A 13,947-nucleotide genomic window follows, 5' to 3' on the forward strand; every position below is an offset into this window, starting at 1 on the left:
GAATGCCGCCACTCGAGCTGCTTGAAGTCCGGGCATCAGCATTCCTTGGTGGGTCGGAAGTTAACGTGACAACACCATCTTAATGACTTATGGTGCTGTACCAACAGATTTGGTGATCGCTTTTTGAGAAAGCTGATACCCAATAATTCGTGTCCCCAATCGGTGTCAATTTCGGTTGGGGGCTCTATGAGTGCAGATACACCCGTAGTTGATAAAGTCACGACGAATCAAGACCATGAGCCCTACTGCACTTGCATTCGGAAGGTAGTCCTGCCCGCTCAAAATGGGCTCGGAGGTGTCTGTCGCGGCCTTTCACATAAGTGACCGGAGCGAGGCGAAAACCGGACCTTCATCGTCGAGCTTTGCAAACTCCGAAATGCAGACTTTGCGGCCATCCGCATTCTAACTCCAAAGGACCGCAGTCAGCCCAAAGCGGACCTTTAATATCCAACTTTGCAATTCTAGTGTTGCGAGCAATGCGGGTCATAAGGGCATTGCAAGCTGAACGTTTTTGCTGATCCCCGATCACATGATCGACTGCCTATTAGTTCTTTTTTCTTGCCTCTCTTGATCGTCGTCCATGACCTTTTCGACCACGCGGTCCCGCAAAGCATAGCATTTCAAAAAGTGACGCAAAGGGTATCGTCCAGTAGGGCATGGTATTTCTCCAAAACAAGGTTCGACAAAACACAAGCTGCCGGAGCCAGTGGATGAAACCCACGGACCACAATTGTAAAAACCTGTAAGAAACCCGTAAGAAGCTTGGGCAAGGCGAAGACTTTTGGCATTCTGGTGCTGTTGAACCCAGCAGTTCCCAAGACCAAAATGAAAAATTGGACGTCTCTTTTTGCTCAGAAACTACGTTCCCATCGAATTGGCAGCGGTCGCCATGGCCGTATGACGCAAGAGGAACTGGCGATGATACTCAACGTAAGTGTTGACGCCATTAGCAAATATGAGCGCTCGCTGTCGTATATTCGTGGTGACCTTGAATACCAACTGCAAGAAAAGCTCGGTTGGAGCTTAGAGGATGTGGTTGCTTGCCGAGCGGATTGGGAGGCCGGGCGACCACAGCATTCAGGGTCTGCCTATCGTTTGTTAAACAATCAGGAAGTGCTTAACGAATTCGGTGGCTCCTCATCGGCGGTAACAGAAGCCGTGGCATGCATGGAGGTGGACCATGGAGATGACTTACCCAGTGGGTTTTCAGCCGCTGATACGGTATGGCGTGACATACAAAAATCGGGCCTTTTGTCTGGACCCTATGTAATGCTTGGGTCGAAAATCGTTGGACACGTTGGCTTGATTTTTCCAAAGTCCGATCCCGAAAAAAGTTTCTTTGAACTACTGTTCGATGAAGCGGAGCTTACACCGGATCATCTGAAACGTCCTTTGTTGCCAGGGGACTACTTTGCATATTGCCCGGCGATTTATGTTGCGCGTGGACATGAGAATGCGACTCGCTTGCTCCTCTCAGGTTTTGTTTCAGAGCTGGAAGAGCTTCTCGACAGAGAGATCTTTATTCGTGAGATTGGAGCAATCTCAGTGAACGGTCTTGGAAGTCAATTGTGCGAGGATCTTGGCCTCAAGTTTCTTGGAGCTCACCAGAGATACACTGGTTTCGGGGTCTGGACTTTGCGTAGCTCGGAAATAGCCAGCTCAATTGTTGGGCGTCGAAGTGCTAAACTTCGAGATGCTTACCTAAATTCACTCCCGCCAAGTTGACACTGAAAGTTTGGCCCAACTGACCCGAGCGTGCATATTTGGGCGTCATGAAAAACAAATAGTGAACATGTAAACCAGTTGCCATTCGTTGTGCCCTATGCGAACCGATAAGACGCGGACAAACTGGACTTTTGCGTTTGCGGCGGATGCACGTGCCGAAAACCCAAAACTTTGAACCTATTAAACGCGGATGGAGTGGATGGCGTCTGCTCCCAAACGCCGCGTTTGCGGCAACGGGTGTCGGTCGCAATCTGGCGTTCGGCGCTTCGCGTTTCGTCTAAATCCACCGGTTCTTCCGTCATCTCTTTGTCCTCCGATTCATCAGCGTTCGGCCGCAGCCGTCAGGCCGGGAGGGGGAGGAGACGTACTCCCAGACGGCTCTCCGGCCTCCATTCCTCTCAGAAACCTGAAAAGTTCGCTATCGGTTGTCAGGACCAGCGTCGTTCCGCCTGAAATCATGTCCTTGTAGGCCTGCATTGTCCGGGTAAACGCATAGAATTCGGCTGCTTGGGCGTCGATGTTGTAGGCTTTTGCGTAGATCGCAGCCGCCGAGGCGTCAGCCACGCCGCGGATTTCCTCGACGGCGCGATACGCTTCGGATTGTATCTTGTTCAGATCGCGAACCCGGTTGCCGCGAATTCGTGCGGCTTCGCCATTGCCTTCGGAAAGAAAACGTTCAGCGATCTGGCGACGCTCGGAGATCATGCGGTCATAGATCTTCGGACGCACACTCTCATTGTAATTGATCCGCTTGAAACGGATATCGAGAAGCTCGATCCCAAATACACGAACCTTCTCTGAGGCGGCTGCGAAAATCTCCTGTTCTACAAGTGCGCGGCCTTTCTGGATAGGAACCAGAGAACCTATGTCCTGCGCACGCTCCTCATCGGTTAGAAGCGTGTCCCGCAGCGGGATCCGGCCTTTCGTAGTCCGGATAATCTCTATCAACTCGTGTTTGGCGACGGCATTGCGGGTTTCGCTGCCGAGAATATCGTCTAGTCGGGATTGCGCGCTGCGCTCATCGCGCAGCCGCAGGAAATATTGCAACGGGTCGGTGATTTTCCAGCGGGCGAAAAGATCGACGGAAATGTAGAGCTTGTCCTTGGTGGGCATGTCGGACGGATTGCCATCCCACTCAAGAACCCGGCGGTCGATCCGGTTGACTTCCTGAACGATGGGCAGCTTTAGCTTTAAACCGGCCGTTATAACTGGTTCTCCCACGGGTTTGCCGAATTGGGTGATAATGGCCTGTTCGACTTCGCCAACTGTGTAGAGGGAACCGGAGGCAATCACGCCAACTGCAGCCGCAATCCCTGCAATGAGACCCAGTCTGATGCTCATGACGGATCCTCCTGAAGCCTGTCGAGGTTCAAAAGCGGCAGGATGCTCGCAGTCGATCCTTCGACAATGATTTTTGACAGGATTGTGGGCAGAACATCCTGCAGTGTCTCTATGTATATCCGCCGCCTCGTGACCTCTGGTGCCTTGACGTATTCGGCCAAAAGCGCGGTGAACCGCGCGGCGTCGCCTTCCGCCTCGTTGATCCGTTTCAGGCGATAACCGTCAGCCTCTCGAATCCGCTGATCTTTCTCGCCCTCGGCCAGCGGAATGACTTTGTTGTACTCGCGGCGCGCCTCGTTGATCAGGCGTTCCTTTTCCTGCTGTGCCTGGTTGACCTCATTGAATGACGCCTGAACAGGCCCCGGCGGGTTGATGTTCTTCAGCTGCACCTGGTCGATACTGATGCCCATGGCGTATTTCGTGGACAGAGCCTGCATCTTAAAAAGTGCCTCGCTCTCAATCTCCTGCCGGCCGATGGTGATGACCTCGTCAACCGTGCGGTCTCCAACGACCTCGCGCATCACGGACTCAGAGACGTAGCGCAAAGTCGCGCTTGGCTCGCGTACCTCGAACAGAAACTTCAGGGGATCCGAGATCCGGTATTGCACCACCCATTCCACAAGCGCGGCGTTCAGATCTCCCGTGACCATTTCGGTTTCACGTCGGCCGTCTGACGGGCTTTGGAAGGGATCACTCCTGCCCGGCGTGGTGAATCCGAATTCCTGCTTCAGTTGCCGTTTCACGGGCACCAGTGTGGCAACGTCGATGCCAAACGGGAATTTGAAATGCAGGCCAGGCGAAACCTCAGCAGTGTATTTGCCAAAACGCTGGACAACGGCGACCGAGTCGCTCGGGACTGTGTAATAAGAAGACCAGGCTGCAACCGCCGCCAAGACTATCGCTCCTGCAACCAGTACCCCTCTCAGAGGCGGCCGCCCTTCAGGGAGTAATCCGCTCAGGCGGTCGCGGCCTTGACGAAGAAGATCGTCAATCTCGGGAGGATTGCTCTTCTGTTTGCTTTGCCATGGCCCACGGTCTTCCGGGCCGCCGTTCTGGTCGGGCATATCGTTTTCTCCCTTGCTCGTGCGAACCGGCACCCGGCGCAGACCCTGGCGGTCGGCGGGGTGGATCCACGTGTCTTATTCCCCCTGTGTCGGCATTCCTTCGTTCTCCGCAGCCTGTATTGGTGAATTTTCCTGTGGCAACTTACCTGCTGGAGCCGCATCCGGCGCCTCTTTGTCCGTCTGGGATGCGCGCCCGCCCGCGTAGAGATGCCGAAGCTGCATCTCGGAAACACCGTCGGCCTCCATCACCAGCCGAACCATCGGGTCTGCGAGCATCTCTTCCAGGAAAAGTTCTGCCAGATCTTTTCCCGTCAGCTTGTCCTTTGCCAGGGCGTCATCGAGATCCGCCAGTGAAACGGCCAAGGTTCTCGTCAGACCGGGGTGGGATGCCCGGGAATGCAGTCTCACCGCTACAGATGCTTTCCAGGCTTCAGGGTGCAGATGGTCGGGCGGTGAGGACAGTTCCGTTTCAATATCGTATTCTCCTGCCGGAAGCGTCTCGTCGAAGCCAGGCAAACTGAAGGGCCGGGTGAAAACCGCAATGGACTTTCTGACTAGCTCGTTCATAGGAGAAGTCCTTTCATCAAAGCGACAAGCGGGCCAAGGCTGCGGCCGCCAGAGCAATGCCCTTGTCGTGGTAGTCCCCGTGGAACACACCATCCACCTTGACCTCCCAGATCCCATTCCTCTCTCTGACACGGACACGATCAGCTTGCGCGGTTGGATAATAGGGGTGTGCCGAAGTTTGTCTTTTTTTCGGTTGGTGTAATGGCTTCTTGAGATCCCTGGAGCTCGCCGCCTTTGGCAATTGCGTTTCTCCAAGGGCCATCACGGCGCGAATGAACTCCTCCGCGTAATCATCCGCGTTCCGGTGGTCATGCTCGTGCCGCACCATGGCCATCGGCTCAACAAAACGCTTTTTCAAGTGCTCAAGGAAACGCGGTTCTGTGTGGGACATGTAAGCAATAAGCGACTGGAGAACCCGTTCATGGGCTAGAACGCGCCGTTCAAGATCGGTTGTTTCAGGCAGAGGTGGTGACATGGCGCTGCTCATCCTTCATTGATCGTGTTTTCCGGACGCTCCGGTGACTTGTTTACGTCAAGGGCTGCAAGGCAGGCGTGCGCGATGTCCCGGTTCGGGGTCTCTGTGCCTGGTACCGTCGCCCAGCCAGCCGCCATGAGGGCCTCTCGCTGCCGGAAGGTAGAGGCTGCCCGGATCGCCGCCATCTTGGCAGCCCGTTCCGGATCGGATCGGGCCATGTCCAGACAGACAGGCACCAATGCGGTGACAACATGTTCGCGGGCCATCGCCACGGACCTGTCGTTCGAGGTTCGGTCGGTTACCCAGCCGCCCCAAGAAAATCCAGCTACACTAACAAGTACCGCGCCGATGACGGCGCCGTAGAGGCCAGGTTTAAGCCATTCGGGAGTGTTCATTGTAGTTCCTCCAGCGGCAAAGCGCCGCCTCGCTATCTTCAGGTGTCATATTGAATGCCGCGGCCAAGTGCCGTTTCCAGGTCGGTCCAGGTAATTGGCCGCATTTCTGTTCGGCCCAGCGAACGCCCCTTGCCGTTTATAGTCAGGAAAATCGCTGTTCTGCGGTAAGCCGGGAAACTCAGCGTCTCGATAAGTTCTTCCTCAACCAATACTTCGTATTCACCGGCAGGCAGCTCGTCCGAATATCCGGATAGGGTAAACGGGCGCGGGAAGGTCACGGTGGATCTGATTGAACGCAGCGCCATCTCCGGTCTCCGCGATGTATACGTGCCTTCCGCGCTGCAAAGGCTGCCGTATCCTGATTGCAGAGAGGTAGCCTGCATTTGCGGTCATCATACATTATCCCAGAACCGGGCGATGCGCGCTGACCCATGTTAGCGCCGCTGGGCCCTGGGCAGTGCTGGCGAACCTTGGAGCTGCCCTGATGCTTGACTTCAGAGGTTTGGACACCGGCTGATCTGCGTCAGCGCATGCTCCAGGCGATGCGGGTATGATCAAAACAATCCGAAACATTTTGATCCTGCCAGAGGAGGCCCCGGTCATTCGGCACGTTCGCTCCCAAGATCCGAAAACATTGAAAAGGAGGAAACGGTGATGCCCGCAGGTGGCATTCTTTACCCGCATAGCCCTGAGTTCGATCGTTTTTTGCAGGCCTTCGTTGGTGAAGACCGGAAAGGCAATGCTGTTACGGTACTTTCGGCCCTTGCAAGGCTAAAACTCGAACCTTGGGAAGAGGCAGCCGCGCTTGCCGCTTTGGAGGAAAAGGCCGCTGGTTCGCGACTGGAGATGCTGTTGTCGCAATTCCGTGACGTGCCCGAACTCAAACAGGATAGCGGAACGCTCGCGCGGGAACTGACCCGTCTTCTTCCCAAACGACGTAAGCGTTTGAGGGCTGATTCTGGTGGTGTGGAAAACCGGCCGGCAAATTTTCCTGGATTGATATGGGCGGTACTGACGATCTTCTTTCTGATTGTGCAATTAATACTCGCTGGCACTCCGGGAACGGGCCAATGACCTTGGGCAAAGCACAGGACGGCGACCGCAGGCAGGGCGGCACGCCCGGTCTGGACAATGCGATCCTCTGGGATCTGGAGGCGCGACACTGGACCAGCGGCGCGGACAGCGCTCGCACGGTGACTGCAACAAATGCAGTGATGATACTTCCCTATCCGCCAGGCATCCTTCAGGGCGGACAGATCCTGGAGCATATGAAGAAAAACACGGGCTGGCGAACCGTGGAAATGAAAGACCGTAGCCAAATCAGGCAAGGAGCCATTGCCGTGCTCGCCTATCGCGTATTCGCTGAAAAGTCGGGTTCACCAATCTATGAGGCGCTCTGCGCGTCCACATATTTTCTGGACAACGGTCGGTGGCTGCGGCTGTCACATCAGCAAACCCCCACCACCTGACTCCAGCAGGGTGAATCTTCACCTTGGGGCGAAACCTCTAACGAACTTATTGACATGTGAACCGGCCCCTGGGGTCTGGATTCAGAACCAGAACTTGACCACTACAGCCGATACCCAAGCGGACAGTACAACTTTCGAGTGTCCCAGGCTAACCTGCGTCAGTGCAGCGGAGCGGAGAAGATGAGTACATCGCTTCGTGCCTGCCGAATCTCCGGCGGCACTCATTTCCGAGCAAAATAGAAGCGCGTGAAGCGTGCGGTTCTTGAAACGAGCCGCATTGCCCAGCGTTTCCTATTCTCGGAATGTCCAGGAAAGGACATTCTAATGACGCCTGAACAAACCAATGTCACCGAGAAGATGACCTCGGTCAAAGCAGCTTGTGACAAAGCGCCTGCCGGTCCCAGAAAGGATCGGGCGCTGGAACACTACCAGGCTGCCGAGAAAGCGCACGAGGCGAATAACTACGACGAGACGGACAGAGAACTCAACGCGGCTGCAGAAGAGATTATCTGACTTATCTCGTCTTATTACTGACTTATCTCGTCTTAGAAGAAAGTCAGGCCGCCCAAGTTTAGCGAAGGGCGGCCTCCTTCATTTCAAAAGTGGGCCGGTCTGATCCAGATACGCCGTATCGAAACCTGAAATGGCCACCAATCCGTCATAGTCGTCGAACGTCACGCGGCCGTCCCGAAAGGTCAGCAGCCGTTTTTCGCGAAGCTGCCTCAAAACACGGTTCACATGGACGGCGCTTAAGCCCAGTGCATCAGCAAGATGGTACTGCGTCAAAGGGCAAGCGTATCCTTTCTTGCTCCCCATTCCGACCAACCTCAGCCGTTCCGCCAGTTCCAAGAAGAAATGCGCCATGCGCGCATCTGCGGCGCGTCGGCCAACCCCAACGAGGTGCTCGACGACCATGGCTTCGTCCCGTGATGCTGCCCAGAGAACGGCTGCCGCCAGGCGCGGCGTTTTCTCGAATGCTTCCAGAAGGTCGCCCTCCAGAACCTCCACCGCCTGAATGTCCGTGACCGGCTCGAAACTGTGGTCGGAGGTGCGCAACAGCACGCTGCGCAATCCAAGAAAATCCCCTGGTATCTGGAAGTCTACGATCTGTCGGGTTCCGTCCGGCTGAAGCTTGTAGGAACACACCCAGCCGGCGGCCAGAATGTAAGCGGCCTGATCAGATTGCCCCTGATGCACAAGATCACGCCCCGCCGTGAAGGACCGGCGGCGCAGATGCAGACGCTTCAAAACATCCAATTCATCCTCAGACAAGGCGAGGAAGACTTGTAACTTCTTTGTAAGCGGGCTTTCTAAGATATCCGTCATCGGGGCCTCACAAGCCGAAAAATCTCCAGACGCAATCGTGCGGAGACTGCTTTCGGTTAGCCCAGCTTAGCCTTTTTTCTGCGAAGATGCTGGTGAAAAGCGAGGCCGCCCGGTCGCGCGTAACTCTAAGCGTTACCTGGAAGGAAACCACAAAATGCTTAGCGAGCAGGACTTCTCGGGAATGGCTGCCCTCGCAATCTGCGAGTCCATGTTGCTGGCGCTGAACGATCACAAAGTCCTGCCTGAACGCGAGATCGTAGGCATCCTTCGCGATGCTGCAAAGACGCATGAGAACGCAGCTGTTACTGATGGCGAAATAGAAGCGCATCGGGCCGTGGCGGTTCTCATCAACCGGATCATTGCTGGCGGGAACTCCGTTCGGAGGCCGCCGGGATGACCTACTCAATTGCACCGGGTTGGACATTGCCTATGCCGTTTTCGTTCTACTCGTACAAGGCACGGGGCCAACAGCCCGGTCATCAGGACATGCCAGTTGGCACATGCCACCAAGACGGCAGCGTCCAAACCGACATGTTGAAAGCCGGATCTGCATCGACCGCGCGGCAAGCGCGAGTCCAGCCAGGACCCTTGCCCGTCACGGGTGGGGCACCCGGCGCGGGATACCCCTCCGGTGTAACCGGTCCGAGACAGGAAGAGGCGCAGCTGACCGCATCAGACTGGACACGAACCCTGATGAAGTACCGGCAGCCAATCCCCTCCCGCAGCATTTTCGAACTGACGGTCACGCTCGTGCCTTTCGTGGCAATATGGGCGGTTGCCTGGTGGGTGCTCTCGATCAGCACCGTGTTGGCACTGGCTCTCGCGTTGGCGAATGCAGCCTTCCTGCTCCGGCTGTTCATAATCCAGCACGACTGCGGACATGGTTCCCTGTTCCGCGACCGGCGTCTGTGCGATTGGATCGGTCGCGTGATCGGCGTTATCACGCTGACACCCTACGACGTCTGGCGCAAGACCCACGCGATCCACCACGCCACGAGCGGAAACCTGGACCGGCGGGGCATCGGAGACCTGCCGGTGCTGACAGTCAGGGAGTACCGCGGGAAGGAATGGCCCGGCCGTACGCTTTACCGCCTGTTGCGCCATCCGGTTTTCCTGTTCGGAGTAGTGCCGTTTTACACGTTCTTTCTGCACAACCGGCTGCCCGTCCATCTGATGCGGTCCGGCTGGCGCTACTGGTTGAGTGCGATGGCGACAAACGCTGCCATAGGCCTCACTCTGACAGTGATTGTCTTGCTGGGCGGTTGGGAGGTAATGCTGTTCGTCTTCCTGCCGACGATGCTTCTGGCCGCAATAGCCGGCATGTGGTTTTTCTACGTGCAGCATCAGTTTGAGAAAACCAGCTGGCGGCACGAGGAAGACTGGAACATCCGGGACGCGTCCCTTCACGGCAGTTCGCACTACGCTCTGCCCGGCATCCTGCGCTGGATCACCGGGAACATCGGAGTCCACCATGTGCATCATCTGGCCAGCCGCATCCCCTTTTACCGTTTGCACGACGTAGTCAAGGATCACGACGCCCTGGCGCAGACCAGACGCATTACGCTTTGGGAAAGCTTCCGCTGCGCGCGACTGCACCTTTGGGATGAGAAAAGCCGCAGATTGCTATCGTTTGCAGAGGCCCGGGCACTTCCCGTCTGAGCCTTGCGAAATATTGCCACTGGTCAGTGAATTGGCGCGTTGGATAGGAAACTGGGGGCACCTAAATAGGACATTTGTCGTTCCACGGACGGCCACGTCTGTGCCAGTTGGGTTTCTTTCTGAGCCAGTATTGTCGGGACAATTGGGCTGATTACTCAGTTGTCGCTCTAATCAGGAAGGTGGATGCTGTGACCGCCATATCGTCAGCGGCAAAGGTATGAATGAAGGAGGGCGGACTGATTGATCTCATCGCCGACTATGAACCCTATCTTGCGCTCGCAGTTGTCGTCCTTCTGTTCGCAGCATTTCTTTCCGAGCGCTTCGAACCGGACGTAACCGCTGCGGGGGCCGCCGCGCTGTTTGTCGTCTTGGGGTTTGTCCCCACGAATGAAGTTTTGGCAGCGTTTTCGAACCCTGCACCCATAACGATCGCTGCGATGTTCGTGATCAGCGGCGCGCTGGTCCGAACCGGGCTTCTCGACGCACTTGCGAACAAGGTTGTCGCCGCAGGGAGCAAGCGCCCGGTCGCCGGTATAGCGGCGTTTCTCATCGCGACGCTAGTCGCCTCGGGTCTGATTAACAACACTCCGGTCGTCATCGTCCTCATACCGGTGGCCATTCGTTTGGCGCAGAGCCTGGGCTTTGCTGCGACACGCCTGTTGATTCCGCTATCCTACATGTCCGTCCTGGGCGGGACGTGTACTCTGATCGGCACGTCGACCAACCTTCTGGTGGACGGCGTTTCCCAGGCGTCTGGCTTGGAACCGTTTTCAATTTTCGAGATCACACCGGTCGGTCTGGTGGCCGCGGCCACAGGCGGTGTGGCGCTCCTCCTGCTTGGACCTGTCCTGCTGCCGGACCGAAAGGATATTGCGGAACAGGGCGGCGACGATGAAGCGACTTTTTTGACCGAGGTACGCCCGCGAGAGGACTACCCGAATATTGGTCGAACGATTGATGAAATCGCCGCCCTCAGCCGAAGAGGTGTTGAAATCGTCGGCATCCGTGCGCGTTCTGGAGTCAAGAGAGAGGGATTGAGTGAACACATACTCGAACCGGGCGACAGAATCATTGCCAAGGTTGCGACATCAGAACTGCTCACCCTCAGGAAACTTGAAGGGATCGAAGTCGGGTTGCGCCAGGGGCCAGCGGCCGAAAACACCTCGGAGCTGATCGTCGCCGAAGCTATCGTGACGCTTTCACGCCGAAGCCGCGGAGTGCGCATTGCCCAGCTTGCCATGGGGCACCGATACGGCATGCGTGTTCTTGGTGCCCACCGACATGGGGAAGTGCTTGGACCCGACCTGTCGACGGCGCTATTGCGCCCCGCCGATACGCTGCTTTTGGAAGGAACGCCTGAAGGCTTTGCCCGAATGACCGAGGCGGGCGATCTTGCCGCGATCACGGATGCCGGGGGGCGCGCCTTCCGCCGCGGGAAAGCGCCGCTGGCTCTGTTCGCGCTTTTCGCGGTTGTGGCGCTCGCCGCAGCCGGGTTCGCCGAGATCAGCGTGCTTGCCCTTGTCGCGGTCGCTGCCATCCTCGTGCTCCGGTGCATCGACAGCGGCGAAGCCTGGGCGTCCATCGACGCCAGCGTCCTTGTGCTGATCTTTTCCATGCTAATCGTCGGCAGCGGTATGCAGAATGCAGGAGCAGTCAACCTGATCGTGGAGACATTGGTGCCGACTCTCGTAGAGTTGCCCCTAATTGTCACGCTCGCTGTGATCTACATACTGTCTTCGGCGCTCACCGAGGCGGTTACCAACAACGCCGTAGCCGTCGTCGTTACACCTCTCGCGATCGGTGTTGCGGAACAACTCGGTGTCGACGCCAAGCCGTTCGTCGTCGCTGTGATGTTTGGCGCAAGTGCAAGTTTCGCCACTCCGGTCGGCTATCAGACCAACACATTGGTATATGGCGCAGGGAACTACAGGTTTTCCGACTTCCTCAGGATCGGCGTGCCGATGAATCTTATCGTCGGCGCAGCCGTGGTCGGGGTGATCCCGGTATTCTTCCCATTCTAGGGTACCCGGTCTTGTTCTGCGGTGCTTGTGGCGCTTTTTGTGCGCGCTGCGTGAATTGTCAGCAGGAGCAGCATGAGGATCCCGGCCGTTGCGGCAATAGCTGATCCTGAGAGAATTCCAAGCTTTGCGGCGTTCAGCGTCGCCGGATCGAAGGCCAAGCCCGCTATGAACAGCGACATCGTGAAACCGATACCAGTTAGAAACGAGCCGGCCAGAATTAACGGCCCCGACAAGCCCGGCGCTAACACTGCCAGGCCTGATCGGACAGCTAGCCAGCTGAACCCGAAGACGCCGATCGGTTTTCCTAGCACCAGACCGACAATTATCGCCAAGGAGACCGGTTGTTCGAAATCGGCACCCTGAACCGTGATGCCGGCATTTGCCAGCGCGAAAATCGGCATGATTGCAAAGCCGACCCAAGGGTGCAGCATTGTCTCGAGCCGTTCGACTGGCGAGAGTGCCTCCGTGACCGCTCTGCTTGCTTGACGCAGGTTATGGCGGGTTGCGGTATCTCCCTGCTGCCGATCGCCGGCCGGAACGGCGCGTAGGCGTCCAAGGATTGCATGCAGCCGGGCATCGCTTACCCATATGCGCGTCGGCGTCATAAGGCCCAGAATGACCCCTGCGATGGTCGCATGAACGCCGGAGGCATCGATGCATAGCCAGACTGCCGCACCGAGAAGAAAATAGACCGGGACACTTCTGATCCCGACGCGCGAGGCGCCTGCGACGACACCAATTCCCAGCAGACCCAAACCGAGCGCCGACCAGTTCAACGCTTCCCCGTAACCGAAGGCGACGACGAGAATTGCGCCGACATCGTCAAAAATGGCCAGAGAAAGAAGGAACAGACGCAAGGTGGACGGGATCCGCCTTCCGAAAAGCGCCAGGCATCCAATCACGAACGCCGTATCGGTTGCCATCACGGTTCCCCAGCCGTGCGCCCCGGGCTGCCCGGACATCAACAAATGATAGAACGCGACCGGCACCACCATGCCGCCCAAAGCGCCCGCGAACGGCAGGGCGGCCTGTCGCGGGTTTTGCAATTCGCCCAGTACGATCTCGCGCTTGAGCTCCAGAGAAAGCACGAAAAAGAAGAGGGTCATCAGCCCGTCGTTGATCCAGTGTCGCAGCGAGCGGGTGAAATCGAACGAACCGAATGTCAGGCCAACAGGGGTCTTCCAGAAGCCCAGGAAGCCTTCTTGCCAAGGCGAGTTTGCCAGCGCCAAAGCCAGCAGAACAGCCAGGAACAGGAGCCCACTCGCGGCCGCTTGGATCTCTAGGAAGCGTGCGAAGGGTTTTGTTATTCTATCGGCGGACTCTTGGGGCAGGCTTTGATGATTGTCTATCATGGGACAACTACGCCAATTCGGGTGAAAAGAGACTACGCCATTGAAGCGTGGACGCAATGACCACGTGGATCAATGTCTGGCTATGCAGGAGCCATCCACGCAGGATATTCACCAGCAGGTTTTTCAGTTTCTGAGAAACGGACAATGCGGAAACGGTTGATTAGGCTTCACAAATTAAGGAACAGGTTAGCATCCGGCATTCATGAAGCCCCGGAGTTGGTTCTTTGTCATTTCCCCGGGAACGTCTCCGAACAATAGCAGGATAGTCACCAGAAGTCGTTTGTCAGGCTTCGGTGCTTCGGCTCTTTCCTTGAGCCAGCTGTGACTTTCCAAAGTCGAGTCCGCTTCACTCAGGATTTTGAAACCAGCGGCCAATAGATGCGTGGACATTCGGCCGCGTCTTCATGGTTTCCAGGTCGTTCCTGAACCAGACCGAACGGACGCCCGACGGCGACGCCATGATGCTCTTCTGTTGCGGTGTTGTCACGTTAACCGTCGTTCGGTTGCTCATGCTTGGATTTGGACATAGGTGACATCGATGAATTCATCGTCG

The 13,947-nt window shown here is 56.7% G+C and carries 15 protein-coding genes; 7 read left to right on the forward strand and 8 right to left on the reverse strand.

The window, feature by feature from the left end:
- The first annotated feature begins 762 nt into the window (after positions 1-762).
- Positions 763-1,725, forward strand: a complete 963-nt coding sequence (locus AC2FNR_RS04555; RefSeq protein ID WP_496848246.1) for a helix-turn-helix domain-containing protein — start codon at positions 763-765, stop codon at positions 1,723-1,725.
- 321 nt (positions 1,726-2,046) lie between these two features.
- Here AC2FNR_RS04555 and hflC read toward each other — a convergent pair whose 3' ends face one another.
- From hflC to AC2FNR_RS04585, 6 genes are all read right to left on the reverse strand, one after another.
- Positions 2,047-3,066 (reverse strand): protease modulator HflC, encoded by a 1,020-nt coding sequence (gene hflC / locus AC2FNR_RS04560; protein WP_010442286.1) that lies wholly within the window; start codon positions 3,064-3,066, stop codon positions 2,047-2,049.
- Positions 3,063-4,130 carry an FtsH protease activity modulator HflK gene (gene hflK, locus AC2FNR_RS04565; protein WP_496848247.1) on the reverse strand — a complete coding sequence of 356 codons (1,068 nt, stop codon included), beginning with the start codon at positions 4,128-4,130 and terminating at the stop codon, positions 3,063-3,065. Before hflK ends, hflC begins: the two co-directional genes overlap by 4 nt.
- A gap of 75 nt (positions 4,131-4,205) precedes the next feature.
- Positions 4,206-4,697 carry a BTB/POZ domain-containing protein gene (locus AC2FNR_RS04570; RefSeq protein WP_481669115.1) on the reverse strand — a complete coding sequence of 164 codons (492 nt, stop codon included), beginning with the start codon at positions 4,695-4,697 and terminating at the stop codon, positions 4,206-4,208.
- Positions 4,698-4,713: 16 nt separating this feature from the next.
- On the reverse strand, positions 4,714-5,172 hold the full coding sequence (locus AC2FNR_RS04575) for a hypothetical protein (RefSeq protein ID WP_120981224.1): 459 nt from the start codon (positions 5,170-5,172) through the stop codon (positions 4,714-4,716).
- Between the two features lie 8 nt (positions 5,173-5,180).
- On the reverse strand, positions 5,181-5,567 hold the full coding sequence (locus tag AC2FNR_RS04580; protein WP_010442282.1) for a hypothetical protein: 387 nt from the start codon (positions 5,565-5,567) through the stop codon (positions 5,181-5,183).
- A 38-nt stretch (positions 5,568-5,605) separates the two neighbouring features.
- Positions 5,606-5,872 carry a hypothetical protein gene (locus AC2FNR_RS04585; protein ID WP_010442281.1) on the reverse strand — a complete coding sequence of 89 codons (267 nt, stop codon included), beginning with the start codon at positions 5,870-5,872 and terminating at the stop codon, positions 5,606-5,608.
- A 349-nt stretch (positions 5,873-6,221) separates the two neighbouring features.
- Here AC2FNR_RS04585 and AC2FNR_RS04590 point away from each other — a divergent pair, with 349 nt between their 5' ends.
- The 3 genes from AC2FNR_RS04590 to AC2FNR_RS04600 all read left to right on the forward strand — a co-directional run bounded on the left by AC2FNR_RS04590 (position 6,222) and on the right by AC2FNR_RS04600 (position 7,549).
- A complete protein-coding gene (locus tag AC2FNR_RS04590) occupies positions 6,222-6,641 on the forward strand; it encodes a hypothetical protein (protein WP_010442279.1) in 420 nt (139 codons plus the stop codon).
- Positions 6,638-7,036: a hypothetical protein gene (locus AC2FNR_RS04595; protein WP_299900798.1), complete on the forward strand. Its 399-nt coding sequence runs from the start codon at positions 6,638-6,640 to the stop codon at positions 7,034-7,036. Before AC2FNR_RS04590 ends, AC2FNR_RS04595 begins: the two co-directional genes overlap by 4 nt.
- A gap of 324 nt (positions 7,037-7,360) precedes the next feature.
- Positions 7,361-7,549, forward strand: a complete 189-nt coding sequence (locus AC2FNR_RS04600; protein WP_113788272.1) for a hypothetical protein — start codon at positions 7,361-7,363, stop codon at positions 7,547-7,549.
- Between the two features lie 78 nt (positions 7,550-7,627).
- Here AC2FNR_RS04600 and AC2FNR_RS04605 read toward each other — a convergent pair whose 3' ends face one another.
- Positions 7,628-8,362 carry a Crp/Fnr family transcriptional regulator gene (locus tag AC2FNR_RS04605; RefSeq protein WP_496717006.1) on the reverse strand — a complete coding sequence of 245 codons (735 nt, stop codon included), beginning with the start codon at positions 8,360-8,362 and terminating at the stop codon, positions 7,628-7,630.
- A 154-nt stretch (positions 8,363-8,516) separates the two neighbouring features.
- Here AC2FNR_RS04605 and AC2FNR_RS04610 point away from each other — a divergent pair, with 154 nt between their 5' ends.
- The 3 genes from AC2FNR_RS04610 (at position 8,517) to AC2FNR_RS04620 (ending at position 12,042) form a co-directional block, all read left to right on the forward strand.
- The gene (locus AC2FNR_RS04610; RefSeq protein WP_496717007.1) at positions 8,517-8,759 is read left to right on the forward strand and encodes a hypothetical protein; all 243 of its coding nucleotides are present in this window, start codon (positions 8,517-8,519) and stop codon (positions 8,757-8,759) included.
- Complete coding sequence (locus tag AC2FNR_RS04615) at positions 8,756-10,021, forward strand: fatty acid desaturase (protein WP_496717008.1); 1,266 nt, start codon at positions 8,756-8,758, stop codon at positions 10,019-10,021. The genes AC2FNR_RS04610 and AC2FNR_RS04615 overlap by 4 nt, the downstream gene beginning before the upstream one ends.
- 221 nt (positions 10,022-10,242) lie before the next feature.
- Positions 10,243-12,042 (forward strand): SLC13 family permease, encoded by a 1,800-nt coding sequence (locus AC2FNR_RS04620; RefSeq protein ID WP_496717009.1) that lies wholly within the window; start codon positions 10,243-10,245, stop codon positions 12,040-12,042.
- Here the strand turns inward: AC2FNR_RS04620 and nhaA are convergent.
- On the reverse strand, positions 12,039-13,394 hold the full coding sequence (gene nhaA, locus AC2FNR_RS04625) for a Na+/H+ antiporter NhaA (RefSeq protein ID WP_260027328.1): 1,356 nt from the start codon (positions 13,392-13,394) through the stop codon (positions 12,039-12,041). The two genes, AC2FNR_RS04620 and nhaA, sit on opposite strands and share 4 nt — an antisense overlap.
- Positions 13,395-13,947 lie beyond the last annotated feature (553 nt).

The organism is Ruegeria sp. SATB045, from assembly GCF_059613525.1.